The organism is Chitinophaga nivalis, from assembly GCF_025989125.1.
Classification (GTDB): domain Bacteria; phylum Bacteroidota; class Bacteroidia; order Chitinophagales; family Chitinophagaceae; genus Chitinophaga; species Chitinophaga nivalis.
The window spans coordinates 5,887,141-5,913,581 of record NZ_JAPDNR010000001.1 but is presented as its reverse complement, the minus strand read 5'-3'; the positions used below and the strand labels follow the sequence as shown (position 1 = coordinate 5,913,581).

The window sequence follows — 26,441 nt, the reverse complement described above, 5'->3', positions numbered from 1 at the left end:
TAGCAGATTTGGCGAAATACTACATGATACAATATGCCAGGGTAGCAGCATGTTTGATGCACCGGCATGAAGATAAAAACAGCTGGAATCTGCCAGATAACAGGTTGCCTGCCAGGAAGTGGATACATGCACGGTATGCACTACCTGGCAGGTATTGGGGCTGCCTTATGCTGGCTGCCACACCGCTACTTAAAAGCAGTGGCGCCATGAGCGCTAACGTTAACGCCGTACAGACACGTGTTCGTAACGCGGATACTGATGAATAAAGTTTGAAAAGCCCGCAGTAAGCTACCCTCACAGCGCAAATTTCGCAGTCAGGTAAAGCATTATACAAATCCCCTGGCGGGAGAAAAAAATGTGCTACATTTATTTTTTATGCTGATAGCAGCAGTCAACGCTCTACTCGCTGCAAACGTAGTCGGAGCATAGCTCCGGCATACCATCGAATTATTCAATAATACCTAAAATTAACCACATGAGTCTGCATAATAAAGCCATACTGGAAAACGCCAATGCGCTTATTACGGAAGGAGATTATGAGGGGTTTCTGTCTTTCTGTACGGATGATACGGAGTGGACATTTGTAGGCGACAAAATACTACAGGGGAAAGAGGCTGTCCGCGAGTTTATGGCGGAGGCATACAAAGAGCCGCCAAAGTTCCATGTCGAACACTTAATTGCTGAAGGTGAGTTTGTGACAGCACTTGGCAAAATCAGCCTGAAGAATCAGGAGGGAAAACTGATTGATTACGCCTATTGCGATGTGTGGCGGTTGCGTGACGGTAAGCTGCATGAATTAAAGGCTTTCGTTATTGAGGCCAGGTAGCAGGTATAACGGAGATGGCTATATGTGGTATGTTCCGCTATCATCACCACCTTATTTTAAAAATAGTCCGAACAACAAGAAAAAGGTTGTTTTTATCCTGCCAAAATCAAACAGCATAAAAACAACCCTGACAACGAATGACGGAAGTGATGGATTAGTCGAGAAAGGCAAATTTATCCTCAAACATTTTTCCCACTACCGGAATAGGTTTCTTTTGTTCGTTGACTGCATTGATAATACCGAATATCCAGATGATCAGCAATGCATAGCCCAGATAGCCCAGGACTGCCAGTCCGGGTATCATCAATGCAATAACAGAGAGCATGATGTTGATGATCACGGAGAGTATGAAAAAGCCTAAACCCTGTTTCAGGTGGTAAACTACCAGGTCGCTTTTGGGCGTATGATCTTTACTTTTAGCATAGGCAACTACCCATCCGATAATGGTCACATAACTCAGGATAGCAATGGTTTTATTATTCATCGTTTTAAATCATTTGCTGCCAAAGGTAGGGCTGGCGGTAAATACAGGAGGCGTCACTTTACGTTTTGCTGCTTTGGCTTTGTATCCGTAGCTATCCGTCTTTCATGAGTTTGAAAAAAGCTTCTTTATTGCCCCGCGATATCGGAATGGTGGTGTTGTCTTCCATTTGCACCAGGCCTTCCCGGGAATAACTGACGATATAATTGATGTTGATCAGATGCGACTGATGTACGCGGAAGAAATCCGGTGGCAGCAGGATATCTTCATAAGTTTTTAAGGGCCTGGAAACGATGATCTTTTTCCCGTCTGTAAAATAGAAAGTGGTATAGGAGCCGGATGTTTCGCAGCGGAGAATCTGATCGATCTTCACCACGTGCATCGCTTCCTGTGTGGGGAGGACGAGCCTTTTCGGCGTTTTATCCAGATTGTTGTTTAATGCCGTCAATTGTTTATCTGCCAGCAAACGTTCTTGTAGGGTTGTGATCCGGTCCAACGCCATTTTCAGTTCTGCCGCATCGATGGGTTTCAGCAGGTAATCTATCGCACTGAATTTAAAGGCCCGGACAGCATGTTCTTCGTAGGCGGTGGTGAATATGAGGTGAAAGGTCCGATGGTTAACCTGTTGCAGTACATCGAATCCGGTGCCTTCTTTCAGCATAATATCCATAAACACCAGATCGGGTTTAAGCCGGTCGATCAGTTTTACGGCTTCGGCCGCTCTTTCAGCATATCCAATGAGTTGTATCGTTTCCGGCGCCACCATCTCTATCAGGATGGAAAGGGCTTCCCGCAGGTGATATTCGTCTTCTACTATAATCGCTTTATACATGATGTTATGATAGGGGAATATATACTATAACCACACAACCTTGTCCTTCTGTGTTCACCTCTCTTTCCCGGATCTCCAGCCGGGTGTGGGGATGTTCTTTCAGCATCAGTTGCAGGCGTTCATCCGTTATTTTTGTTGCCAGGGAATGGTGTGCATGATTGGTTTTGCGGCGTCTGGACTCCGTTAGCCCGATGCCATTATCAGTAATGGTACAAACCAGTAAATGATCGGTTGTATTTTCTGCAAAGTGCAGGGTCAGTAATCCGCGCAGGGAGGATGCCAGTGGCTTTAACCCATGTTCGACGGCATTTTCCAGAAAAGGTTGTATCAACAGCGGCGGGATGCGCAGTTGCTGGTCGGTGTCGTCCGCACAGCTGATGTGGTAATCGAAGCTATTATTCAATCGCAGCTGTTGTAGTTCGATGTAGTTGGTCAGCGTTGCTATTTCTTCTGCCAGCGTGATGTTTTCCATCCGGGAGTGTTCCAGTACCTGCCGGCTCAACCGCGCAAATTTAGAGAGGTAAGCCAGGGCCAGCTGATTGTCCTGCTGCAGGATCATGCCCTGAATATTCCCCAGTGCATTAAAAATAAAGTGAGGGTCCATCTGGGATTGCAGCAGTCGTCTTTCCAGGGAGAGTTTGTCGGCCAGGTTTTCCAGCGTTTCTTTTTCCATGAGCTGCATCCGGAGCTGATCGTTGGCCTGTTGTTGCTGCAGCATATCTTCCCGGTTCTGATAATACCGCTGCCGGTAATAATAAGATCGGTACATAAATACAAGTCCTGCCAGCAGCACCGCTGAAATACCGTATCCCAGCAGTTTGTTTTTCCGCTGTAGCTGATTTTCCTGTTCCAGTTGCCTGATCCGGGTAATTTTTTTATCTGACTCAAATCTGGCGTCAGCATTTTGTAAGATGCGCTGGGTAGATTCATCGTATTTGAGTTGATTGAATCTGACAAACGGGATGTCATAGTTGTAATAGGCCGCATAGTCTTTTTTCCGGGCGGCCAGGTCTTTCAGGCATCCGTAAAAAGCTGCCTGCAGGTAATTGTCTTTGTAGGGGAGGGTTTGCTGATAGGCGATGCCTTCCTTAAAGAGGTGTTCGGCGATATCATATTCGCCTTTTTCCAGGTAGTATTGTCCGCGTAGCCCGACCGCGCTGCGATAGATGTTTTTGATATCAAATTGCTGACCGATGGCTGTGGCCTTTTCCAGGCAGGATAAAAATGAACGCTCGTCGATGGGCCGGGGGCCATTCATATAAAGTACGGCGAGGTTGATGTAGGCGATACCCAGATTACTCTTGCTGATGATCTTTTTTTCGGCTTGTTCTGCGAGGGCGATGGTTTGCCTGAAAAAAGCAATGGCATCGGGCCATTGGCCGGGATCGCCTGTCGTGGCGCGGTCCAGCAGATAGCTGCCAACCGCGAGGCGGGCATGCAATATGTTTTCGGGATCACCGGATTTCGTTGCATAGCCAAGTGCGGCGTCTGCATATTTCTTTGTTTTCTCTTCCGAGCCGGGAGAGAAGAGGTAGGAGATGTCGGCGCCTATTTTGGCACAGTGATCGTAAGCTTCCAGGCGGGCAAAGCGTCCATAGGCTTCCAGCAGGTAATCCAGTGCGCGGGACTTATCGTCGATGTACGACTTTAGGGAGCCCATCGCCCAGGCTGCAAAGGCTTTTGCCCGATCATCCGTTGTGGTAGCTGCCATTTGCCCGGACAGTTCCGCATATTGGGTGAATGCCTGCAGGTGTAACAGGCGTCTGTGGGTCATCGCCAGGTAAGCGTAACAAATCGCCTGATCGGCGTTGCTCTTTTGTGCTTCGGCCAGCCGGAGGGCCTGCAGCTGTAGCTGGATACTGGCAGTGGAGTCGGTAAACCGTTGGGCATAGCCTGCACTGGCATTTTTTTCACAAAGGGAAATTTCCTGTGCGCGGATTATCATACCTGATAACAGCAGCGCGCATAGCATACTACTCCAAAGTGGCCAATATATATTACAGCATCGTTTCACAGACATATGGGCAAATAAGGGCTAAGATATAGATTGTAACAGGACCAACAAAATATACCGGCTGTATAGCAGATCTGCAAATCAAAGCCGGCATCCGGTCGTTTACCGGATTTCCGGGATACCCGGCCAAACAACAAACCAAAGTGAACAAATGTCAATTGATAGCGGGCGGACAGCGTACAAATTTTTATTCTTGTCAAAAATATTCGGCTATGAAAATAAAGTTTGTTTTTTTTGTACTCGCTTTTATCGGTCTCACGGTTGAAACAGTCAGCGCCCAGTACGCAGAAGAAAAACGTATCAAGATGGAAATCACGGTGAAGGAAGGTAACAAACAGGTGATCGCTGCTGCCAGGTCTTTCACTGTATCTTTTAACCGGGCCAGTGCGCCCGTGAAGGACACGGCCAATAAAAACGCAGTAGCAGAAACATCCCGGGGCCATTACCTGTCCATCGATTTTGAAAAACAGGATCTTCCCTTGCTGCGGGCTTTCATACAAAACAAAGGAGGACTGGATGGGCAGCTGATAGCGACAGACTCGTACGGAAAGCTTCCTGGCAGGAAGATTGAATTTAAATCGGCCGTGCTGGAAACGATGAATGATCAGATGACCGGCGACTATGGCAGTGCCTTTATGACGCTGGCCTGTGAAGAATTGATTATTGACGGCGTAAAATTGGCCTATTAACTACCACATAAAAATGGAAACTACGGGGTATAAATTCCGGGAACCGGAAACACAGGGCGTCTTTAGTACGCAGGGCTTTATAGATGGCGTGCTGCCGGTACTACGGGTTGTACATGAGCATGATGGATACTGGCAGTTTCTGACCGCAGAATTTTTGAACGCTACCACGGAAGAAGCGTTGAACGTTGCAGAAGAAGGCGCTGTATTGGTTTGTCTGCGGGATGTGGTGACGCTGGACCCTACGCTGAATGAGGTGGCAGATCTGGCTTGCGGGGAGTTTGCAGATCGCAGATTTCCGGGAGATGTGTGGGAGCGGCAGGAGTTTGAGGAAGAAGAAGAGGATGAAAACGAAGGGGCAATGGAATAGTCACTTTCCCGACCCGACAAAAAAATTGATCAGTTTATTTATATCGACATGGAATTTCTACCAACTGTTAAAAAGGAAATAATAGCAGCCGCCCGGGAAGAGGATTGGGATTTTATCTATGCTGTACTGGAACCGTATCAGGATGCAGTAGAGGAAGCAGAAGATGAGTTTGCCCTGCTGGACCAGCTGAGCGATGATCAGCAGGTATTGCTCACCTATGATGCGCTTTACGGACAGGTCACCAACGGCGGATTTTTACAGCTGATACATAATGGTTATGGACAGTTTGTTTTTGAAAATTCTTTTATTGATGATCTGCAAAGATGGTCCCTGCAGGAGACGGCTGCCTTGCTCAGGCAGGCGGAAGCCATTTATGTAGCGCATAAGGAATTGCTGGAAGAAGAACGGGAACTGGAAGCCTTCTCCCGGCTGTATAAAGAGTTTACACACTTTGAACCTTTAGATAGCGCTTTCTACGACATCATGGACGAAGAAGTGACAAGATTCAGAAAGTATCTGGAAACAAACCTGGCCAGCTTTATTAAGGTAGTATAATAATTCCCGGTTATCTTATTAAACCCTGTGCCTGGCACAGGGTTTAACTTTTTAGGGACCTGCTAGACCTGTGAATAGGCGGTAGGCACTAAAAAGGTATTGCTGATTTTAGAAATCGTATAGGCGTACCGGGGATTCGCTACTAGTTTCTTCCATTCCGGATCCGCTACAAAAGCCGACCATCCTTTATCGCGTTCTTCCATGCTGTTGCAGGTGATCAGGTAGGTAAGGCGGGGTAGCTTATCGCCGGCAATCACTTCTCCAAAAAATACAGGATTCAGTTTTGCCCGTTTGAAAATGGGGAATTCCCCATCATGGAACATATCGATTTTTCTTCTCACGGCATCTTCACTATAGCCTTCATAGGTTCTTAATTCAAATATCCGGGAAGTACCGGATGGCACCACCATAGCCGGAAACCCATCAAAAGCCATCATCAGGGAAGCCGTAAACCGGTTGTATACTGCTTTATCAGCCGGGATGTTGCTATAGGGGGCACAGTTTTTAAGATACGCGGCATCTGCTTTTATCTGTGTAGGCACGGAAAGGTATTGTTCGAGCGATGCATAAGGTGTCAGTAAATAAATTTTAGCGGGTTCTGAGGGTCTCCATTCCTTGAAGACGCCTACGTTTTTTACGCCGTATTTATTCAAGGCCGGAATCAATGCTGTCTTGAAATACTTTTCCAGTTGTTCCAGATCGGAACCGAAGCGTATTTCATATTCACGCCATTCGTATAGTTCTTTTTGTGTGGAAGATGGCTTATCCTGGGCTATGGCCGGACTGAGTGTGGCTGCGATACCTGCAGTAACCGCCAGCGACGAACGTAGGAATTTTCTGCGTTGCATGTTGGTCGACATTTTAACATGTAAAAAGATCGGTGTGACAATGTGGTGTATAATGTACACAACTTTTTGATAAAGTTGATGTGTATCAGGTGGCCGGTTATCCTTTTTTTTAAGAGAGATACGCAAAGCTGCTATTAAAAACGTAACCGAAGCGCTTTCCATTGCAAAAGAAAACTGGTTGCACCTGTCAGCGGACATGATGGAAAAGACAGGGAGCAATTGATGTTGGTGCAAGGAAAATCAGGAAGGGCCTGATACTAACCGATATTTTCTGCCAGATTATTTACCAGCTTGCCTTTGCCCCTGCTGCTTTTTGTGATGGGATCTTCTTTATATTTGATAGCTGTTGCATGACAGCAGATATCCGGATGAACCTTATTCATGGCTCGCAGTTGCAGCAGTTAAATGAAAATTGGCCCTACTTACAACAGATTGTGCGGATTAAATAATTACCTCACTTTAATCATTAAACCTTAATGCTATGACTTCATCTTTACACTATGGCCACCGGTTATGGGTGGCGCTACTTGTATGTATATTATTGTTGATCCCTTCGTTTGGAGCTATCGCTGTTGCCCAGATCAAAATTTACGCAAATGGCGAAAGCCATCAAATATTCGGCGTATGTGTGGGGTGTCAGGTGTTGGATGCAGGTAATACCGTTGGCAGTAATGAAAATGACTATGCTACGTTTACGATAGGACTGGGCGTGGCAGGTGGTATACAACAGACATTGCACTTTCCACGTCCTGTGGGACCGGGGAAAGTGGAAATTGGCCTGGGCACCGGGCAACCCTCACTATTAGTCCGCCTGTTAGGGGGGATAGCTGTAGAAACGCTATTAGGTAATATACCTAATGGAGATTTGAAATCAATAGATGCTTCTTTGCTCACACTTTGGCAAGACTCGAGTCGGGGCGCTATTTCTTTTCCTGCTACAAAGCCTTACGATGCGGTGAGAATATACCAGCATAGTGGACTGGCAGGTATAAATGTTGGATTGCGGGTGTACTATGCGGCCCAGCTGCCGATGAATTGTGGTCAGGCGCCGGCCAATCCTTTATACTATTTCCCATTTGAAAGAACACTTCATGATGCCATGACAGGACTGGAGATGGTAGGTACCGATTATCTTGTTTACGGCGATGGTATTTGCGGAGAAGCGGTTCGTAGCGCTTCCATCCGGGTGGATTCGGTAGCGAGTACCGACGTGGCAGATTCAGTGAAAGCTACTCCCAAGACGATTTCATTTTGGGCCCGTTTGGATCTGATTTCACCAGACGAACCAGATGGTAGGTCGCCCTTAGTGGGAATAAGAGCTTTTATGGTATCGATGTTTCTGACAGAAGCCAGATTCAGGATAACCGGCACTACCAGTGATAGGGAAGTGTTGGCTGAAAACGAAGTATTTAGAAATCAACTGGCGAAAGAAGGTGAGTTTAACCAGTATGTTTTCACCTATGACGATGAAGGATGTGCGCTTTTCGTAAATGGTGCGGAAATAGGAAGGGGAGGATGGGGAGATGTAGTCCGGGAACCGTTGTCGAATATTCAATTTTTTATTCATCAGGCGCAATTGGATGACCTGATCTTTTATAGCAGGGCCCTCACAGCGGAGGAAGTTAAGTCTATGTGGTGTTCCTATGGCAAAGATCCGGCATGTCAGCCGAATAGCGCTGCTGCCCGGATAGATACCGCAAAGGTGCAGCCGGGAGCGCAACGACTCACTATCTATCCCAATCCCAGTACGGGGCAAATCACGATTGGCGGGGATATACCGGTGGAAGGCAGTGACCTTTGGGTGAAGGATATGCGTGGCCAGGAAATGTTTTATACCCGGTTGCGTACAAGAACGGTGGTACTGCCGTCATCCCTGCCGGAAGGGATGTATCTGGTGACCATCCGGACCAAAGACAGAAAAGTGTTTACCCGCAACCTGGTACTTACAAGATAGTCCCGGGTAAAACATACGGAATCCCCTTTCAGGAAACAGCCCGCTGTTTCCTGAACTTTTTTATGCAGAATGTATTATTTTGTTGTAGGTATGCACCTGCATATACGTCAACATAAAAAAACAAAGCGTTTGAAACTACCTGTCAAAAGTGGCTGCGTATAGCCGCCTGAATCAGGTTTAAAAACGCTTAGGGGCCAGAACAACTATGAACGCAACGTACCGGCAATTGCTGCCATCACTTTTTATAGTACTCCTCCTGTTGGCTGGGTTAGCAGTTGGTGATGGACATGCACAAAGCAAAACAACTGCAACAGCAGTAACCCACCGGCCATTGTTGTCAGTAAAGGAGATGCAGCAAGACCTGGCCATTTTATGGGCGGCTTTCAACACCATGCATCCAGCCTATGGTTTGTATACCACTGAAGATAGTATGTGGCTGCGCTACCATGCAACTGTACAGCGTATATGCCGGCCTATGCGGGAAGACGAATTTATGACTGCTATGTACCCTTTGGTGAGCGCGTTGAAGTGCGGGCATACGCAGGTAAGGCATTCCGTCCATTATAAACCAACCGCCGCAGACAGGCTGCCACGATTGCCTTTCCAGGTGTTGGTGCAAAACGGCAGGGCATGGGTGACTACTCATCAGCTAACCACCCTGCAAACCGGAGACGAGTTGTTGCGGATAAATGATGTACCGGTTAAGGATATCATTCAACATGGTGGAGATCTCTATGCGGCTGATGGCAATAATCAGACATTCAAAGAACTGTTTTTGAGTGAGTATGATGGTTTTGAAGATGCCTGTAATAAATATTACCGATGGAAACCTCCATACCATATGTTGTTAAGAACAGCGGATGGTATGGAACAAACGTTGGATGCAGATACGTTACCCGCTACAGCGCCACAGGCGGAAAGCATAAAGACATTTGATAATTATACCAACTGGAGCAGTTCTGTTAATACCGGATACTTGCCATTACGTTTTTTGAAAAATGCAGCGGTAGCCTGTTTTGAAGTGCATAGCTACCAATATGAGGATACCCTGATTTTCAAAAAGGCATTTAAGGAGATACATGAAAAAGGCATCAAAACCCTGATCATCGATCTAAGACATAATACCGGAGGGGATATCAGAATAGCGGCAAAATTGCTGACCTATCTGGCTGATGCCCCTTTCCAGATGGTAGGCGACCTGTGGGCCAGGGTGCCCAATCCGGGTAAGACCGCTTTTACACCTTATTTTGATACCGCCGGCACTGCCAGTTTCTTCCAAAGTTTTCAACCAACGGGCATAAAAAAAGCGGGTTGTTATCAGATGGCATTTCAACCGGCTTTTGGTAATTTATTGGGTAAGACTGATTTGGATAAGGAAGATCATTTCAAAGGTAAGCTGATTGTATTAATTGACGGCGCTACCTTTTCGTCCGGCGCCCATACAGCGGCGGCTATCCGGCAAAACTGCAAAGGCGCTCTTTTTATCGGACGGGAGACAGCCGGTGGCGCGGAAGGTTGCAGCGGTGGCAGCATACAGGCGTTAACGTTACCGCATACCCGTGTCGTGATCAGCTTCCCGTTATTGCGGGTGGTATCGGTATTCCGGCCAGCCACGTATGGACATGGCATCCTACCAGATCACGTGGTCGCATACACGCCCATGGATATCGTCACCCAAAAAGATGTGGATCTACTGCGGGCATTGGAGGTGATACATGCTACTGCTGAATAATGCGCAAGTGGGAGATAGGACGTGTTAAGCAAGTATAATACCCTTTAAAAATAACGGCGCCACCTCGCGGTAGCGCCGTTTGTTGGAGGTATAGGGGATGGTACTTAGGACTTCAGGATCATAAACTCAAGGCGTCTGTTGCGCAGATGCTCCGCTTCCGTGCATTTTACACCATTGGCGCATTTGTTTAACAGTTTGGTTTCACCGTAGCCTTTGGCCGTCAGCCTGCCTGCCTTAATACCTTTACTGACCAGGTAAGCGACCGTAGCGGTTGCCCGACGCTTTGACAAAGTCATATTAAAAGCATCATTGGCCCGTGCATCCGTATGCGCACTCAACTCAATTTCCCAGGTAGGATTATCTGTTAGTATGGTGACCAGTTTATCCAGTTCCTTAGCGGCATCCGGACGTATATCCGCTTTACCCAGATCAAAGTAGATGTTATCTATCCGGATAGGTTTATGCAGCTGTGGCTGATCCATTTGCTGATCCCGGTGAATAGTGACATCGCTGGTATATCCCTGTACGGATACCGTGTCTTTGGGAATGGTGATATACCGGGATTTGAGGTAGCTCATGTCATATCTGCCACTATCTACCGGTGAGGTATAATAGCCGTCATCGTTGGTCGTGACTTTGATCACCTGATCGGTCACATGGTTCAGGAGCGTTACCTGTACACCCGGTAACGGCTGATGAGTGACACGATCAGTTACGATACCGCTGATAACAAAAACCGGTGGGCGGGGAGGTACGGGCGCCGGTGCCGGAACAAAACGATAGATATCATCACTGCCTTTACCTCCCTCCCGGTTAGAGGCGAAGTATAAAGCGCTATCCAGGATAGCCGCTGCGAAATCGTCGTGACTACTATTGATCGGTATCCCGGCATGGGAAATATGCCATTGCTCATTTTTGTTAACGGCTTTAAAGATATCCAGTCCGCCTAATCCGGGATGGCCATCACTGGCAAAAAATAAATTCCCGGTGTTGTCAAAGAAAGGAGTCCGCTCATTACCCGGCGTATTGATGATCGCACCCATATTGATGGGGGAAGACCAATTATTGTTATTTTTTACCGCATAATAAATATCCGTTCCCCCCTGGTGTCCGGCGCCCTGATTGGCAACAAAATAGAGGGTATCACCACCAGGGTTTATCCATGGATCACCAACAGCGTATTGCAAGGTAGCATTGAAGGGCAGCGGAGCCGTGAGGGCCCACTGTTCTTTTTGATTACGGGTAACTTCTTTGATACCAATATGCATCGTCAGGATGGAATCCTTTCCCAGCGCAGAAGAGGGGCGTCTCTCCAGGGTGGTGACCGCAATAAACAGCGTGGTGCCGTTGGCGTTATAGGTGGCATTGGAACTATGGTAGTCGCCATTGACGCTGTGTTTCTCCAGTGGTTTGATCTGGGTACTGTCGCCATTGGTTTCATATAGATGCAAATAACTATTGCCTGTCCAGGTATATTTTTTCTTCTTGATGTCTTCGGGTTCAAAGAAGCCTGATTTTCGTATATCCTTGTACGGGCGATCAGAAGCGAAGATGTATTGCTCCTTGAATTTTGTAATGCTCCAGTCGGAATAAGGGGAGTTGAGTGCTGCCATATTCTCCAGTTCGCCTTTTACCACGATGTCCAGCGGAGCATTGCCCAGCAGGCAGCCGGATTTCATCTGCTGTGCCAGCCGGCTATCCGGATTCATCTGGAGGTAGTGATCGAGGTGCGTCAGTGCAGCGGCATATTGTTGATTGTTCATCAGAATACCGGCGTAATGCAGCTCATCGGCAGGCGTAAATTCCTTCGTTTCCCAAAGATGAGCGTACCAGATAGCTGCCTGTTTGTAGTCTTTGGTGAGGCGATAACTATCGGCAGCGCCCCTGGCCGCCTTTGCGGTAGCTTTTTTATGATAAGCTTTTTCAAACAGGGGTTTAGCTTTTTCGAAGTTGTACAGCTGATAGGCTTGCTGCGCTTCTGTATAGGCATACTGGGCGCTGGTCTGCTGGCTATATCCGGTGGCAGCCAGTATCAGTAATAGTTGCGGTATTCGTTTTATTGATGCGATCATTTTATACAACATTACTGGTTAGAAATAGCGGGGAGACATCATCCTGGCATTTCTTCGCTGGAAGAAATAGCCTATCGATAACTCATGGGTAGGATATTTGGTCGCTACGGTACTGTTCAGAGTCATATCATAGGCATATCCTAAACGGAGTTTCTCATTGACAAATATTTCTGCCATAAACGCAAGGGCTGCCGGTTTTTTCAGATCTGTTTCCAGGTTGGATTTATGCAGATAGGTAGATCGGTAAGAACCTCCCAGCCACAGTTTCTGGCTGATGAGGATAAAGGCATTCAGATCCACGCTGGTAGGGCCTGCGAGGTCTTCCTTGATCAGCAGGCCAGGCTTTAACAGCAGCTCTTCTGATAGCGGAATCAGACCGCCCATGGTGAAGTACAGGTGCGGTTTTAATGGCAGGTATTCCTTCAATGCAGATGATTTCTGAAAAGCCTGCGTTAACAGGTTAGAGGCAGAAATACCGGCAAAAAATCTTTCTCTGTTATAAAAAATACCAAACCGGGCATCTGGTAAGGTCCTGTTATTTTCTCCGTTTGTCAGCGCCGGATCGCTAATGGAAGAAGAAGTGGTCAGCAGCGAAATATCCAGTCGTTGCTGCATAAATCCGGCACTGATACCCAGGGCCAGTCTGGAAGATCCGTCTTCGTTTACGGGTATGCGATAGGCATAGGTAGCGTACATAGAAGTCGTATTGGATGCGCCCAGTTTATCATTCATGACTTGTAATCCAAGCCCCACGCGATCATTGTTGGCAGTACCTTCTGCTGCTATGGAAAAGGTTTTTGGTGCACCGGGATAGTTGGTCCACTGGTTGCGGTAGAAAGCATGAATATTCCATTGCTCTCTGTATCCCGCATAGGCCGGGTTCACATATATGCCGTTGAACATGTACTGGCTAAACTGTGCGTCCTGCTGTGCGGAGACGGAAACTCCGCACAGGATGAAGATTAGAACAGATAGGACTTTATTCATTAGTATTCTTTTCAGTATTAATATTTGTATGACACTTCATTTCATTCTTCCTGATTACCGGATTAATTGTACCCAACCCTTTAAGGATGTTTTACCATTGGAAGTAGTTGGGCAAATCAGCTCATAATAGTAGGTACCTTCATGAAGGCCGGAACCATCCCAATTGTTGAGGTAATTGTTCGAACGATATACCACATTCCCCCAGCGGTTAAATACAATCAGTACTGATCCGGGATATTTATCTAAACCAAGGATGACAAACTTATCATTGATGCCATCGCCGTTAGGCGTGAAGGCCGTAGGTATAAATATATCCGGACCATTAGCTGCCGTGGTAGCGGTAGCGGTGTTGTTCTCCGGCTGGGAGTCCACTTGTCCGCAGGCCACGGTAGCAGTATTGCTGATGGTACCGCCACTGATCAGTTTAGCGGTGAGTTGCAGTTTGATTGTCTGGCCGGGAGCCAGCGTATCTACGTGCCAGGTCATCGTTTTCGTTACCGGGTCATAACCTGCCAGCCCATTATTCGTTTCCGTTTTAATCTGTGTATCGCCAATGTTATTGGCCAGGATATCAGTCACCACTACTTTGCTGGCGCCTTTAGCGCTGTTGTTGGTAACCGTCAGTTCAAACGTGATGTTTTTACCCACTGCAATTTCTGCCGGTGGTGTAAGGATTACCTTTTTAATGGCCAGATCTATCCGGCGTTTGGTCACATCGATGGTAACGGTGGATACATTGGAGGTGAAACCGGATTGATCGCGGAGGTAATAGGTGAGGTGATCGGTACCGCCAAAACCTGCATGTGGCGTATAGGTCACCGTACCATCTCCATTTTCGGTAACGGTACCATGCAGCGGCTGATCCTGAATGACCACGGTATGCCCGCCATTACCATAAACATCATTCTTAACGATATTAATAGTAACCGGCTCTGGTTCTTCCGTAGCGGCTGCATCGTCATTGGTATGCAGGGCAACCGGTACCGGCGTAACCGTACTGCTGTTGTTATTGCTGACGCGGTCTGTTTCATTGCCGGTAATAACGGCGGTATTAATATAACTGCCGGTTGTATTTACCTGAGCAGTGATCGTCATTTCCGCAGTCGCCTGGTTAGCCAGCTGGCCGATATGCCACTTCCCGCTTACGACATCATAATTACCGGTCGTTACTTTCGCAGAGGTAAAGGTGTATCCGGCAGCCAGTATATCCGTTACCGTTACACCGGTTGCATCGCTTGGACCATTGTTGCCAACCTTGATGGTAAAGGAAACGGCGGTACCATGTATCGGCGTCATATTGGAAACCGTCTTGTTGATGTGCAGATCAACAACAGGAGTTGGTTTAACAATAACCGTACTGCTGTTATTAGTGGTTGCCGGATCTTTTTCTGCGCCTTTAACGGTAGCTGTGTTGGTATAGCTACCTGTCGTATTTACCTGGGCGCTTACCTGCAATACAACGGTTTCGTTGGCTTGCATAGTACCAATGTTCCAGATGCCGGTCTGCGGAGTATAACTGCCTTTATCAGCTGTTGCCTGCCGGAATGTAAAACCAGATTCCAGCAGATCAGTTACCTGTACATGCGTGGCTTTGCTGGCGCCATTGTTTTTTACAGTGATCGTAAAGTGGACGATATCACCGGTGCCCGGAATGGACTGATCTACTGTTTTGGTTACTTGTAAATCAGCTACCGGTATAGGTGTAGGCGTTGTAATGGCGCTTTGGTTATCAGTTGGATGGTTATCTTTCTCATTTCCTTTAATGATGGCAATATTGCTATAGTCCCCGTCAGGGTTTACCGTTGCCTTTATCTGCAGGGTAGCCGACTGACCATTGGACAGGTTGCCGATGTTCCATTTGCCGGTAGCAGCATTATAGGCGCCGGTAGCGGTGATCGCCTGATCAAAGTGATAACCGGATTGGAGTATATCCGTTACAGTTATACCGGTGGCGTCAGATGGCCCTCCATTTGTAGCCGTGATGGTAAATGTTACCTGACTGTTTACATCAGGCGTGCTGCTACCGATTGTTTTCACCACGCGCAGATCAGCTACTGGTACCGGCACCGGTATAACAGTGCTGGTATTGTTGGTAGTGTTACGATCTGTTTCTGCACCTGTGATAGTAGCCGTGTTGGTATAGCTACCGGTAGCCAATACTTTGGCTTTCACGGTAAGGGTGGCTACGGCATCTTTATTCATATCACCGATAGTCCATGTACCATTGGCGTCGATAGCAGGTGTGGTGCTGATCAGCGCATAGCCGTTTGGCAACGGATCCTTCACTGCCACCAGGGTAGCCTTGCTAGGTCCGTGGTTGGTGGCTTTAATGGTGAAGTTCACGATAGCGCCAGCATCCGGTGTAGGGTTATCTACTGTTTTTACTACTGCCAGATCGGTAACGGCTACACGGTTAACGGTCACACTGCTGGTGTTATTGGCGGTGTTAGGATCATGCTCATCGCCGGTGATGGTAGCGGTGTTGGTATAGTTGCCTTCCGGATTAACCGTCGCCGTGATGGTGACTGTCTGACTGGCGTTGCTGTTCAACGTACCGATGGTCCATATGCCAGTGGCGGCATCGTAAGTAGTTGCTGCTGGCAGGATACTTTCAAAAGTGAAGCCTGTTGGTAACAGATCGGTCACTTTTACATTCGTAGCGTTACTGGCTCCGTTGTTGGAGGCTTTGAGTGTAAAGACCACTTTCGCTCCGGCATCCGCGGTTGTTTTATCCACTGTTTTTTCTATCACCAGGTCTGCAACCCGTCGTACCTGTGGCGTAGTGATGGTAGCGGTATTGTTGGTCAGGTTGATGTCCTTCACTGTTGAAGTAACAGTTGCGGTGTTGTTATAATCTCCTGTTGGCAACACATCGGCTTCAATGGTCAACGTCTCCTGCTGACCAGCGATCATGTCTCCGAGTGACCACAGGCCAGTCGCGGCATTATAGGTTCCTTTAGACGGCGTGGCCGATTTGAAGGAATACCCTGACAGCAGTTTATCGTTGACGGTGGTAGCGGTGGCGGTGTTAGGTCCATCATTAGTAGCAGTGATGGTGAAGGTCACGCTGCTACCCGCGTCAGGTTGCTGATTGCTGATTGTTTTTGCCACGCGCAGATCAGCCACTGGTACCGGCACCGGCGTAACAGTGCTGGTATTGTTGGTGGTGTTACGATCTGTTTCTGTCCCCGTGATGGTAGCCGTGTTGGTATAGTTACCGGTAGCCAATACTTTGGCTTTCACGGTGAGGGTGGCTACGGCATCTTTGTCCATATCACCGATGGTCCATGTACCATTGGCGTCGATAACAGGCGTGGTGTTGATGAGCGCATAACCAGTTGGTAACGGATCATTTACCACTACCTGGGTAGCCTTGCTGGGTCCGTGGTTGGAGGCTTTAATGGTGAAGTTTACGATAGCGCCTGCATCCGGTGTGGGGTTATCTACCGTTTTTACTACTGCCAGATCGGTAACGGCTACACGATTAACAGTAACACTGCTGGTGTTATTCGTAGTATTCGGATCATGCTCGTCGCCTGCGATGGTAGCGGTGTTGGTATAGCTGCCTTCCGGATTAACCGTAGCCGTGATGGTTACTGTCTGGCTGGCGTTGCTGTTCAACGTACCGATGGTCCATATGCCAGTGGCGGCATCGTAAGTAGTTGCTGCGGGCAGGATGCTTTCGAAAGTGAAGCCTGTCGGTAACAGATCGGTCACTTTTACATTGGTAGCGTTACTAGCTCCGTTGTTGGAGGCTTTGAGTGTAAAGACCACTTTTGCTCCGGCATCCGCAGTTGTTTTATCCACTGTTTTGGTGATCACCAGGTCTGCAACCCGTCGTACCTGTGGCGTAGTGATGGTAGCGGTATTATTGGTCAGGTTGATGTCCTTCACTGTTGAAGTAACCGTAGCGGTGTTGTTATAATCTCCTGTTGGCAACACATTGGCTTCAATGGTCAACGTCTCCTGCTGCCCGGCAATCATGTCTCCGAGAGACCATACGCCAGTCGCGGCATTATAGGTGCCTTTAGACGGTGTGGCCGATTTGAAGGAATACCCTGACAGCAGTTTATCATTGACGGTGGTAGCGGTGGCGGTGTTAGGGCCATCGTTGGTAGCGGTGATGGTGAAGGTCACGTTGCTGCCGGCATCGGGTTGTTGGTTGCTGATTGTTTTCACCACGCGCAGATCAGCCACTGGTACCGGCACCGGTGTAACAGTGCTGGTGTTATTGGTGGTGTTACGATCTGTTTCCAAACCAGCGATGGTAGCCGTGTTGGCATAGTTACCGGTAGCCAAAACTTTGGCTTTAACGGTGAGGGTGGCTACGGCATCTTTATCCATATCACCGATGTTCCATGTACCATTGGCGTCGATAGCAGGCGTGGTGCTGATGAGCGCATAGCCAGTTGGCAACGGATCCTTCACTGCCACCAGGGTAGCCTTGCTGGGTCCGTGGTTGGTGGCTTTAATGGTGAAGTTTACGATAGCGCCAACATCAGGTGTGGGATTATCTACTGTTTTCAATACTGCCAGATCGGTAACGGCTACACGGGTAACGGTCACACTGCTGGTGTTATTGGTGGTGTTAGGATCATGTTCGTCGCCGGCGATGGTAGCGGTGTTGGTATAGTTGCCCTCCGGATTAACCGTCGCCGTGATGGTGACTGTCTGGCTGGCATTGCTGTTCAACGTACCGATGGTCCATATGCCGGTGGCGGCATCGTATGTGGTTGCTGCGGGCAGGATGCTTTCGAAAGTGAAGCCTGTTGGTAACAGATCGGTCACTTTTACATTCGTAGCGTTACTAGCTCCGTTGTTGGAGGCTTTGAGTGTAAAGATCACTTTTGCTCCGGCATCCGCAGTTGTTTTATCCACTGTTTTTTCTATCACCAGGTCCGCAATAGGTCGTACCTGTGGCGTAGTGATGGTAGCGGTATTATTGGTCAGGTTGATGTCCTTCACTGTTGAAGTAACAGTTGCGGTGTTGTTATAATCTCCTGTTGGCAACACATCGGCTTCAATGGTCAACGTCTCCTGCTGACCAGCGATCATGTCTCCGAGTGACCACAGGCCAGTCGCGGCATTATAGGTTCCTTTAGACGGCGTGGCCGATTTGAAGGAATACCCTGACAGCAGTTTATCGTTGACGGTGGTAGCGGTGGCGGTGTTAGGGCCATCGTTGGTAGCGGTGATGGTGAAGGTCACACTGCTGCCCGCATCCGGTTGTTGGTTGCTGATTGTTTTTACTACACGCAGATCTGCCACTGGTACCGGCACTGGTGTGATGGTGCTGGTATTATTGGTGGTGTTACGATCTGTTTCCGTACCCGTGATGGTAGCCGTGTTGGCATAGTTACCGGTAGCCAGTACTTTGGCTTTCACGGTGAGGGTGGCTACGGCATCTTTATCCATATCACCGATGGTCCAGGTGCCATTGGCGTTGATAGCAGGCGTGGTGCTGATGAGCGCATAACCAGTTGGTAACGGATCATTCACCACTACCTGGGTAGCCTTGCTAGGTCCGTGGTTGGTGGCTTTAATGGTGAATGTTACGATAGCGCCAGCATCCGGTGTAGGGTTATCTACTGTTTTCAATACCTCCAGATCGGTAACGGCTACACGGGTAACGGTCACACTGCTGGTGTTATTGGCGGTGTTAGGATCATGTTCGTCACCGGCGATGGTAGCGGTGTTGGTATAGCTGCCTTCCGGATTAACCGTCGCCGTGATGGTGACTGTCTGGCTGGCATTGCTGTTCAACGTACCGATGGTCCATATACCGGTGGCAGCATTGTAAGCGGTTGCTGCTGGCAGGATGCTTTCGAAAGTGAAGCCTGTCGGTAACAGATCGGTCACTTTTACATTCGTAGCGTTACTAGCTCCGTTGTTGGAGGCTTTGAGCGTAAAGACCACTTTTGATCCCGCATCCGCGGTTGTTTTATCTGCCGTTTTTTCTATCACCAGGTCCGCAACAGGGCGTACCTGTGGGGTGGTGATGGTGGCGGTATTGTTGGTCAGGTTATTATCCTTCACTGTTGACGTAACGGCAGCCGTGTTGTTGTAATCTCCTGTTGGTAATACATCGGCTTCAATGGTCAAGGTTTCCTGCTGACCGGAAATCATGTCGCCGAGTGACCATACGCCAGTTGCGGCATTATAGGTTCCTATAGACGGCGTAGCCGATTTAAAGGAATATCCTGATAGCAGTTTATCGTTGACGGTGGTGGCAGTGGCGGTGTTAGGGCCATCGTTGGTAGCCGTGATGGTGAAGGTCACACTGCTGCCCGCATCCGGTTGTTGGTTGCTGATGGTTTTCACCACGCGCAGATCTGCCACTGGTACCGGCACCGGTGTGATGGTGCTGGTATTATTGATGGTGTTACGATCTGTTTCCGTACCCGTGATGGTAGCCGTGTTGGTATAGTTACCGGTAGCCAGTACTTTGGCTTTCACGGTAAGGGTGGCTACGGCATCTTTATCCATATCACCAATGGTCCATGTACCATTTGCGTCGATAGCAGGTGTGGTGCTGATCAGCGCATAGCCGTTTGGCAACGGATCCTTCACTGCCACCAGGGTAGCCTTGCTAGGTCCGTGGTTGGTGGCTTTAATGGTGAAGGTTACGATAGCGCCTGCATCCGGTGTGGGGTTATCTACTGTTTTCACTACTGCCAGATCGGTAACGGCTACACGGTTAACGGTCACACTGCTGGTGTTATTGGCGGTGTTAGGATCATGCTCATCGCCGGCGATGGTAGCGGTGTTGATATAGCTGCCTTCCGGATTAACCGTCGCCGTGATGGTAACTGTCTGGCTGGCGTTGCTGTTCAACGTACCGATGGTCCATATACCGGTGGCGGCATCATAAGTGGTAGCTGCAGGCAGGATGCTTTCAAAAGTAAATCCGGCTGGTAACAGATCGGTCACTTTTACATTCGTAGCGTTACTAGCTCCGTTGTTGGAGGCTTTGAGTGTAAAGACCACTTTCGCTCCGGCATCCGCAGTTGTTTTATCCGCCGTTTTTTCGATCACCAGGTCCGCAACAGGGCGTACCTGTGGCGTGGTGATGGTGGCGGTATTGTTGGTCAGGTTATTATCTTTCACTGTTGACGTAACCGTAGCGGTGTTGTTATAATCTCCTGTTGGCAACACATCGGCTTCAATGGTCAACGTCTCCTGCTGACCGGCAATCATGTCGCCGAGTGACCATACGCCAGTCGCGGGAACATAGGTTCCTATAGACGGCGTAGCCGACTTAAAGGAATATCCTGATAGCAGTTTATCGTTGACGGTGGTGGCGATGGCGGTGTTAGGGCCATCGTTGGTAGCCGTGATGGTGAAGGTCACACTGCTGCCCGCATCGGGTTGCTGGTTGCTGATTGTTTTTACTACACGCAGATCTGCCACTGGTACCGGTACCGGCGTAACAGTGCTGGTATTATTGGTGGTGTTACGATCTGTTTCCGTACCAGTGATGGTAGCCGTGTTGGTATAGTTACCAGTAGCCAGTACTTTGGCTTTCACGGTGAGGGTGGTTACGGCATCTTTATCCATATCACCAATGGTCCATGTACCATTGGCGTTGATAACAGGCGTGGTGCTGATGAGCGCATAACCAGTTGGTAACGGATCATTCACGACTACCTGGGTAGCCTTGCTAGGTCCGTGGTTGGTGGCTTTGATTGTGAAGTTCACGATAGCACCTGCATCCGGTGTAGGGTTATCTACTGTTTTCAATACTGCCAGATCGGTAACGGCTACACGGGTAATGGTTACACTGCTGGTGTTATTGGCAGTATTAGGATCATGCTCATCGCCGGCGATGGTAGCGGTGTTGGTATAGTTGCCTTCCGGATTAACCGTAGCCGTGATGGTGACTGTCTGGCTGGCGTTGCTGTTCAACGTACCGATGGTCCATATACCAGTGGCAGCATCGTAAGTGGTTGCCGCCGGCAGGATGCTTTCGAAAGTAAATCCGTCCGGTAACAGATCGGTTACTTTTACATTCGTAGCGTTACTGGCTCCGTTGTTGGTGGCCTTGAGTGTAAAGACCACTTTCGTGCCGGCATCCGCGGTTGTTTTATCCGCCGTTTTTTCTATCACCAAGTCCGCAACAGGCCGTACCTGTGGCGTGGTGATGGTGGCGGTATTGTTGGTCAGGTTATTATCTTTTACTGTTGACGTAACCGTAGCGGTGTTGTTATAATCTCCTGTTGGCAACACATCGGCTTCAATGGTCAACGTCTCCTGCTGACCGGAAATCATGTCGCCGAGTGACCATACGCCAGTCGCGGGAACATAGGTTCCTATAGACGGCGTAGCTGATTTAAAGGAATATCCTGATAGCAGTTTATCGTTGACGGTGGTGGCGATGGCGGTGTTAGGACCGTCGTTGGTAGCCGTGATGGTGAAGGTCACGCTGCTGCCCGCATCCGGTTGTTGGTTGCTGATTGTTTTTGCAATGCGCAGATCAGCCACTGGTACCGGCACCGGTGTAACAGTGCTGGTATTATTGGTGGTGTTACGATCTGTTTCCGTACCTGCGATGGTAGCTGTGTTGGTATAGTTACCGGTAGCCAGTACTTTGGCTTTAACGGTGAGGGTAGCGACGGCATCTTTATCCATATCACCAATGGTCCATGTACCATTGGCGTCGATAGCAGGTGTGGTGCTGATCAGCGCATAGCCGTTTGGCAACGGATCCTTCACTGCCACCAGGGTAGCCTTGCTAGGTCCGTGGTTGGTGGCTTTAATGGTGAAGTTCACGACAGCGCCTGCATCCGGTGTGTTGTTATCTACTGTTTTTACTACTGCCAGATCGGTAACGGCTACACGAGTAATGGTCACACTGCTGGTGTTATTGGCAGTATTAGGATCATGTTCGTCGCCGGCGATGGTAGCGGTGTTGGTATAATTGCCTTCCGGATTAACAGTGGCCGTGATGGTGACTGTCTGGCTGGCGTTGCTGTTCAACGTACCGATGGTCCATATACCGGTGGCAGCATTGTAAGCGGTTGCTGCGGGCAGGATGCTTTCAAAAGTGAAGCCGTCCGGTAACAGATCGGTTACTTTTACATTCGTAGCGTTATTTACTCCGTTGTTGGTGGCCTTGAGTGTAAAGACCACTTTCGTGCCGGCATCCGCGGTTGTTTTATCTGCCGTTTTTTCTATCACCAGGTCCGCAACCCGTCGTACCTGTGGGGTGGTGATGGTGGCGGTATTGTTGGTCAGGTTATTATCTTTTATTGTTGATGTAACCGTAGCGGTGTTGTTATAATCTCCTGTTGGCAACACATCGGCTTCAATGGTCAAGGTTTCCTGCTGACCGGAAACCATGTCGCCGAGTGACCATACGCCAGTCGCGGCATTATAGGTGCCTATAGACGGCGTAGCTGATTTGAAAGCATACCCTGATAACAGTTTATCGTTGACGGTGGTGGCGATGGCGGTGTTAGGGCCATCGTTGGTAGCGGTGATGGTGAAGGTCACGCTGCTGCCCGCGTCAGGTTGTTGATTGCTGATTATTTTTACTACACGCAGATCAGCCACTGGTACCGGTACCGGCGTAGCCGTGCTGGTATTATTGGTGGTGTTACGATCTGTTTCTGTACCTGCGATGGTAGCTGTGTTGGTATAGTTACCGGTAGCCAGTACTTTGGCTTTAACGGTGAGGGTAGCTACGGCATCTTTATCCATATCACCGATAGTCCATGTACCATTGGCGTCGATAGCAGGTGTGGTGCTGATGAGCGCATACCCATTTGGTAACGGATCATTCACCGCTACCAGGGTAGCCTTGCTAGGTCCGTGGTTGGTGGCTTTAATGGTGAAGGTTACGATAGCGCCTGCATCCGGTGTGGGGTTATCTACCGTTTTTACTACTGCCAGATCGGTAACGGCTACACGGGTAACGGTCACACTGCTGGTGTTATTAGTGGTATTAGGGTCATGCTCATCGCCGGTAATAGTAGCGGTGTTGGTGTAGTTACCTTCCGGATTAACCGTTGCTATAATCTGGATGGTTTGTACAGCGCCACTATCCAGGTTACCAATGGTCCATACACCATTACCTGCATTATAAGAAGCATTCGCTGGCACTGTGCTTTCAAAAGTGAAACCGGAAGGCAGCAGGTCGGTTACCTTTACCTGCGTAGCAGGGCTGGCGCCTTTGTTGGTAGCTTGCAGCGTGAATGTCACTTTTGCGGAAGCATCTGCAGTTGTTTTATCCGCCGTTTTCTCTATCTGCAGGTCTGTAATTGCTTTTACAGTAGGCGGAGTGATGGTAGCCGTATTGTTGCCCGGGTTTTTATCTTTTGTGGTCGTAGCAATAGTGGCGGTATTGCCATAAGTGCCAGTACCCAATACCTTTACGATGATGGTAAGGGTTTCTGATTTACCCGCTGTCATATCTCCGATGTTCCAGATACCGCTTTGCTTTGTATAGGTGCCGGTCGTAACGGCCGCCGTTACCATACCGTAGCCGTTTTGCAATAAATCGGTGACGGTTACAGCTTTCGCTATACTTGGGCCATCGTTCGTTGCCGTGATGGTGAAGGTAACGGTGCTGCCGGCATCCGGATGGGTAATATCTATCGTTTTGGTTACTTTAACATCTGCCACACTAACCGGCGTAGTACTGCGGCTGGCGGTATTGTTGGCCGTATTATTATCTGTTTCTGCACCGCTGATAGTAGCCTTATTCTGGTAATTACCGGTTGCATTTACTTTTGCGGTAATAGTCAGCACCACACTTTCGTTTGGATTAAGCTGACCGATAGCCCAGTTGGGAGCAGTATAAGTGCCTGTTGGTGTAGCAGCAGACAGGAAAGTATATCCTGATGGCAAAGCATCTGTTACTTTAACACTGGTAGCTTTACTGGGACCATTATTTTTTGCTGTGAGGGTAAAGGTCACATTGGTACCGACATCCGGTGTAGCTATATCCACCGTTTTAGTGATACTCAGGTCAGTAACCTGTTTAATGGCAGGACTACTGGTAGCAGTATTGTTGCTGAGGGTGATTTCTGTTTCGGTGCCATATACATGTGCAGTCAGGCTGTAAGCGCTGGCATCCGGTTTAATTGTACCTGTAAGGGCCAATGTAACCTGGGCACCGGCCGGCAGGCTGCCAATATAGAGGATACCGGTAGCCGGGTCGTAGGTACCGGAGCTGGGAACCCCCGAAACAAAGGTGTATCCTGTAGGTAGTTTAACATTTTCGACTGCCACGCCGGTCGCATCACTCGGTCCGTCATTGGTGGCAGTGATATTGAAAGTATAGTTATTACCTGCCGTTGCGGTGCCGCCGGGAGCAATAGCTACTTTCAGATCCATGCGCGGTGTGACTACCGGAGGAGCAATACTGGCCTCATTGTTTGTCAGGTCAATATCATTGTCTGTAGTATATGCGGTGGCTTTATTATTATAGTTTCCTTTAGGTTGTACGGTCGCTTTGTAGATTAATGTAGCGCTTTGTCCTTTCAGGAGGGTGCCTATCTTCCAGGTATTATTACTGAACGTTCCCAGAGAAGGAGTGGCGATACCGTTAAGATACCCGGATTGCAGCACATCTGATACATTGGCATCATAACAGTTGTTGGTACCTATGTTGCTGACGGTAATAGTAAAGGTGGCCTGGTCTGCCGGATATAAGGGAGAAGGAACACTGATTGATTTTTTTACTTCCAGATCCACATACTGCTTAGGTACCACGGTTACCGTGGAACTGTTATTGCTGGTTTTCGGATCATATTCGTGCTGCTTGATATTGGCGGTGTTCTTAAAGTTTGTTCTGGGTACATCTTCCGTTACGGTGGCTGTAATTGTTTGTACCAGTGCGGTGGCGCCTGCAGGCATTGCTCCGATGTTCCAGGTAACGGTACGGGTACTATTATCGTAAGTCAGTCCACCTGACAGTGGAAGTACCGGCGTGATGCCGGCAGGTAAGACATCCGTTACCACTACCGTGGTGGCGTCGCTGGGACCATTGTTAGAGGCAGTAAGGGTGTAGGTTACGTTTTCGCGCACATTCACAGAATCTTTGCTGGCTGTTTTTACAATTTGTACATCGGCAGATGGCAGCGGCGTAACGATAACGGAGTAGCTGTTGTTAGTGGGAACGATATCTTCCGGATGTATACTGGTGGCAGTATTTACATAGCTACCGGTTGCATTGACTTTCATCGTCAAGGTAAGGGTTTTGGATTCCCCGCTTTTGAGTTTATCTATCGTCCATATTTTACTGGTATTGTTATAGGAGGTACCTGTGGTAACGGTATTACTCACGTAGGTGAATCCATTTCCGGGTGCTTCTGTGACGGTTACATTTACGGCATCACCGTCGCCTTTGTTGGTAACCGTGATGGTGAAAACAATATTGTTGCCGACATAGGGTGTCAACGTACTGGCGGTTTTAACAACGGCTATATCCGGGCGCTGCAGCGTAACAGGAGTCGGGGATTGGTCGTCCACCGGAGAGCCGTTACCGTTAGCATCCGGTTCCTTACCGTTGACGGATTTGTCGTTCAGTAGGGAGGTACCTGCCTGGGCAGCTACTTCCGGCTGGGTGTTAAAGGTGCCGTATTGACCATTATTTTTAAGGTTTACCACAACGGTCACAGTAGCAGTCGTACCCGCTGTCAGTGTAGCGTTGGTATGAGTGAGCAACGGCTGTGCATCGGTTCCTTTAAAATTACTGTTGGTGCTGATACCCTGACCCGTCACGGAAGTGATCGTGTAGGTCATCGGGTTGGGGAACGTACTGGTAAATGAGCTGTTGATATGCACATTGGTCAGATCCAGTCCTCCCATATTTTTAAGTGTATACGTATACGTGATATTATAGCTGTCGTCTGCCTGCAGATCGGGAGCACTGGCAGACAAAGCCAGTCCTATGGCAGGAAACCGGTACGTCGTAACGGAAATATCACTCACCTGGTTTCCACTCAGGGAAGGCGTACCACTTACACCGGTCGTATTTTTGTAGGTGGCAGACTGCGCGCTGACGCCGATAGCTAAAACCAGCAGCCATGCAGTCAAACAATATTTTATAGCAAGGAGTTTTTTCTTCGTCATAAGATGA

General features: G+C 48.6%; 15 protein-coding genes. 7 read left to right on the top strand and 8 right to left on the bottom strand.

Translation table 11 applies throughout. The features are described 5' to 3' along the window. The first annotated feature begins 8 nt into the window (after positions 1-8). Both OL444_RS22195 and OL444_RS22190 read left to right on the top strand, forming a co-directional pair. Positions 9-266, top strand: coding sequence for a hypothetical protein (locus OL444_RS22195; protein ID WP_264729652.1), 258 nt, complete (start codon positions 9-11; stop codon positions 264-266). Positions 267-475: 209 nt separating this feature from the next. Continuing rightward, positions 476-826: a nuclear transport factor 2 family protein gene (locus tag OL444_RS22190; RefSeq protein WP_264729653.1), complete on the top strand. Its 351-nt coding sequence runs from the start codon at positions 476-478 to the stop codon at positions 824-826. Positions 827-980: 154 nt separating this feature from the next. Here OL444_RS22190 and OL444_RS22185 read toward each other — a convergent pair whose 3' ends face one another. The 3 genes from OL444_RS22185 to OL444_RS22175 form a co-directional block, all read right to left on the bottom strand. After that, positions 981-1,310, bottom strand: a complete 330-nt coding sequence (locus tag OL444_RS22185; protein WP_264729654.1) for a DUF4870 domain-containing protein — start codon at positions 1,308-1,310, stop codon at positions 981-983. Between the two features lie 91 nt (positions 1,311-1,401). Beyond that, a complete protein-coding gene (locus OL444_RS22180; protein ID WP_264729655.1) occupies positions 1,402-2,139 on the bottom strand; it encodes a LytR/AlgR family response regulator transcription factor in 738 nt (245 codons plus the stop codon). Between the two features lie 4 nt (positions 2,140-2,143). After that, positions 2,144-4,084 carry a sensor histidine kinase gene (locus tag OL444_RS22175; RefSeq protein ID WP_264729656.1) on the bottom strand — a complete coding sequence of 647 codons (1,941 nt, stop codon included), beginning with the start codon at positions 4,082-4,084 and terminating at the stop codon, positions 2,144-2,146. A 281-nt stretch (positions 4,085-4,365) separates the two neighbouring features. On the opposite strand from OL444_RS22175, the gene OL444_RS22170 reads away from it, so the two are divergent. From OL444_RS22170 to OL444_RS22160, 3 genes are read left to right on the top strand one after another with little or no spacing between them, the layout of a single operon-like run. After that, positions 4,366-4,842 carry a hypothetical protein gene (locus tag OL444_RS22170; protein ID WP_264729657.1) on the top strand — a complete coding sequence of 159 codons (477 nt, stop codon included), beginning with the start codon at positions 4,366-4,368 and terminating at the stop codon, positions 4,840-4,842. Between the two features lie 13 nt (positions 4,843-4,855). Then, positions 4,856-5,209: a hypothetical protein gene (locus OL444_RS22165; RefSeq protein ID WP_264729658.1), complete on the top strand. Its 354-nt coding sequence runs from the start codon at positions 4,856-4,858 to the stop codon at positions 5,207-5,209. 48 nt (positions 5,210-5,257) lie between these two features. Next, positions 5,258-5,764, top strand: a complete 507-nt coding sequence (locus OL444_RS22160; RefSeq protein ID WP_264729659.1) for a DMP19 family protein — start codon at positions 5,258-5,260, stop codon at positions 5,762-5,764. Positions 5,765-5,826: 62 nt separating this feature from the next. Here the strand turns inward: OL444_RS22160 and OL444_RS22155 are convergent, their stop codons facing one another. Then, a complete protein-coding gene (locus OL444_RS22155; protein ID WP_264729660.1) occupies positions 5,827-6,612 on the bottom strand; it encodes an NIPSNAP family protein in 786 nt (261 codons plus the stop codon). A gap of 257 nt (positions 6,613-6,869) precedes the next feature. Beyond that, the gene (locus OL444_RS22150; RefSeq protein ID WP_264729661.1) at positions 6,870-6,995 is read right to left on the bottom strand and encodes a hypothetical protein; all 126 of its coding nucleotides are present in this window, start codon (positions 6,993-6,995) and stop codon (positions 6,870-6,872) included. A gap of 98 nt (positions 6,996-7,093) precedes the next feature. Here OL444_RS22150 and OL444_RS22145 point away from each other — a divergent pair, with 98 nt between their 5' ends. Both OL444_RS22145 and OL444_RS22140 read left to right on the top strand, forming a co-directional pair. Then, on the top strand, positions 7,094-8,566 hold the full coding sequence (locus tag OL444_RS22145) for a T9SS type A sorting domain-containing protein (protein ID WP_264729662.1): 1,473 nt from the start codon (positions 7,094-7,096) through the stop codon (positions 8,564-8,566). Positions 8,567-8,771: 205 nt separating this feature from the next. Beyond that, complete coding sequence (locus tag OL444_RS22140) at positions 8,772-10,298, top strand: S41 family peptidase (protein ID WP_264729663.1); 1,527 nt, start codon at positions 8,772-8,774, stop codon at positions 10,296-10,298. A gap of 104 nt (positions 10,299-10,402) precedes the next feature. Here the strand turns inward: OL444_RS22140 and OL444_RS22135 are convergent, their stop codons facing one another. The 3 genes from OL444_RS22135 to OL444_RS22125 are packed head-to-tail and all read right to left on the bottom strand — an operon-like array spanning position 10,403 to position 26,434. Next, entirely contained in the window at positions 10,403-12,370 is a 1,968-nt protein-coding gene (locus tag OL444_RS22135; protein ID WP_264729664.1) for an OmpA family protein, read from the bottom strand. An 18-nt stretch (positions 12,371-12,388) separates the two neighbouring features. Next, positions 12,389-13,357, bottom strand: a complete 969-nt coding sequence (locus tag OL444_RS22130) for a PorP/SprF family type IX secretion system membrane protein (RefSeq protein ID WP_264729665.1) — start codon at positions 13,355-13,357, stop codon at positions 12,389-12,391. Positions 13,358-13,411: 54 nt separating this feature from the next. Continuing rightward, positions 13,412-26,434, bottom strand: coding sequence for a T9SS type B sorting domain-containing protein (locus OL444_RS22125; RefSeq protein WP_264729666.1), 13,023 nt, complete (start codon positions 26,432-26,434; stop codon positions 13,412-13,414). Between the last annotated feature and the right edge of the window lie 7 nt (positions 26,435-26,441).

Excerpts from the sequence above, each read along its gene's own strand:
- OL444_RS22190 (WP_264729653.1), top strand. The coding sequence starts at position 476 with ATGAGTCTGCATAATAAAGCCATACTGGAAAACGCCAATGCGCTTATT.
- OL444_RS22185 (WP_264729654.1), bottom strand. The coding sequence starts at position 1,310 with ATGAATAATAAAACCATTGCTATCCTGAGTTATGTGACCATTATCGGA.
- OL444_RS22180 (WP_264729655.1), bottom strand. The coding sequence starts at position 2,139 with ATGTATAAAGCGATTATAGTAGAAGACGAATATCACCTGCGGGAAGCC.
- OL444_RS22175 (WP_264729656.1), bottom strand. The coding sequence starts at position 4,084 with ATGATAATCCGCGCACAGGAAATTTCCCTTTGTGAAAAAAATGCCAGT.
- OL444_RS22170 (WP_264729657.1), top strand. The coding sequence starts at position 4,366 with ATGAAAATAAAGTTTGTTTTTTTTGTACTCGCTTTTATCGGTCTCACG.
- OL444_RS22165 (WP_264729658.1), top strand. The coding sequence starts at position 4,856 with ATGGAAACTACGGGGTATAAATTCCGGGAACCGGAAACACAGGGCGTC.
- OL444_RS22160 (WP_264729659.1), top strand. The coding sequence starts at position 5,258 with ATGGAATTTCTACCAACTGTTAAAAAGGAAATAATAGCAGCCGCCCGG.
- OL444_RS22155 (WP_264729660.1), bottom strand. The coding sequence starts at position 6,612 with ATGCAACGCAGAAAATTCCTACGTTCGTCGCTGGCGGTTACTGCAGGT.
- OL444_RS22150 (WP_264729661.1), bottom strand. The coding sequence starts at position 6,995 with ATGAATAAGGTTCATCCGGATATCTGCTGTCATGCAACAGCTATCAAA.
- OL444_RS22145 (WP_264729662.1), top strand. The coding sequence starts at position 7,094 with ATGACTTCATCTTTACACTATGGCCACCGGTTATGGGTGGCGCTACTT.
- OL444_RS22140 (WP_264729663.1), top strand. The coding sequence starts at position 8,772 with ATGAACGCAACGTACCGGCAATTGCTGCCATCACTTTTTATAGTACTC.
- OL444_RS22135 (WP_264729664.1), bottom strand. The coding sequence starts at position 12,370 with ATGATCGCATCAATAAAACGAATACCGCAACTATTACTGATACTGGCT.
- OL444_RS22130 (WP_264729665.1), bottom strand. The coding sequence starts at position 13,357 with ATGAATAAAGTCCTATCTGTTCTAATCTTCATCCTGTGCGGAGTTTCC.
- OL444_RS22125 (WP_264729666.1), bottom strand. The coding sequence starts at position 26,434 with ATGACGAAGAAAAAACTCCTTGCTATAAAATATTGTTTGACTGCATGG.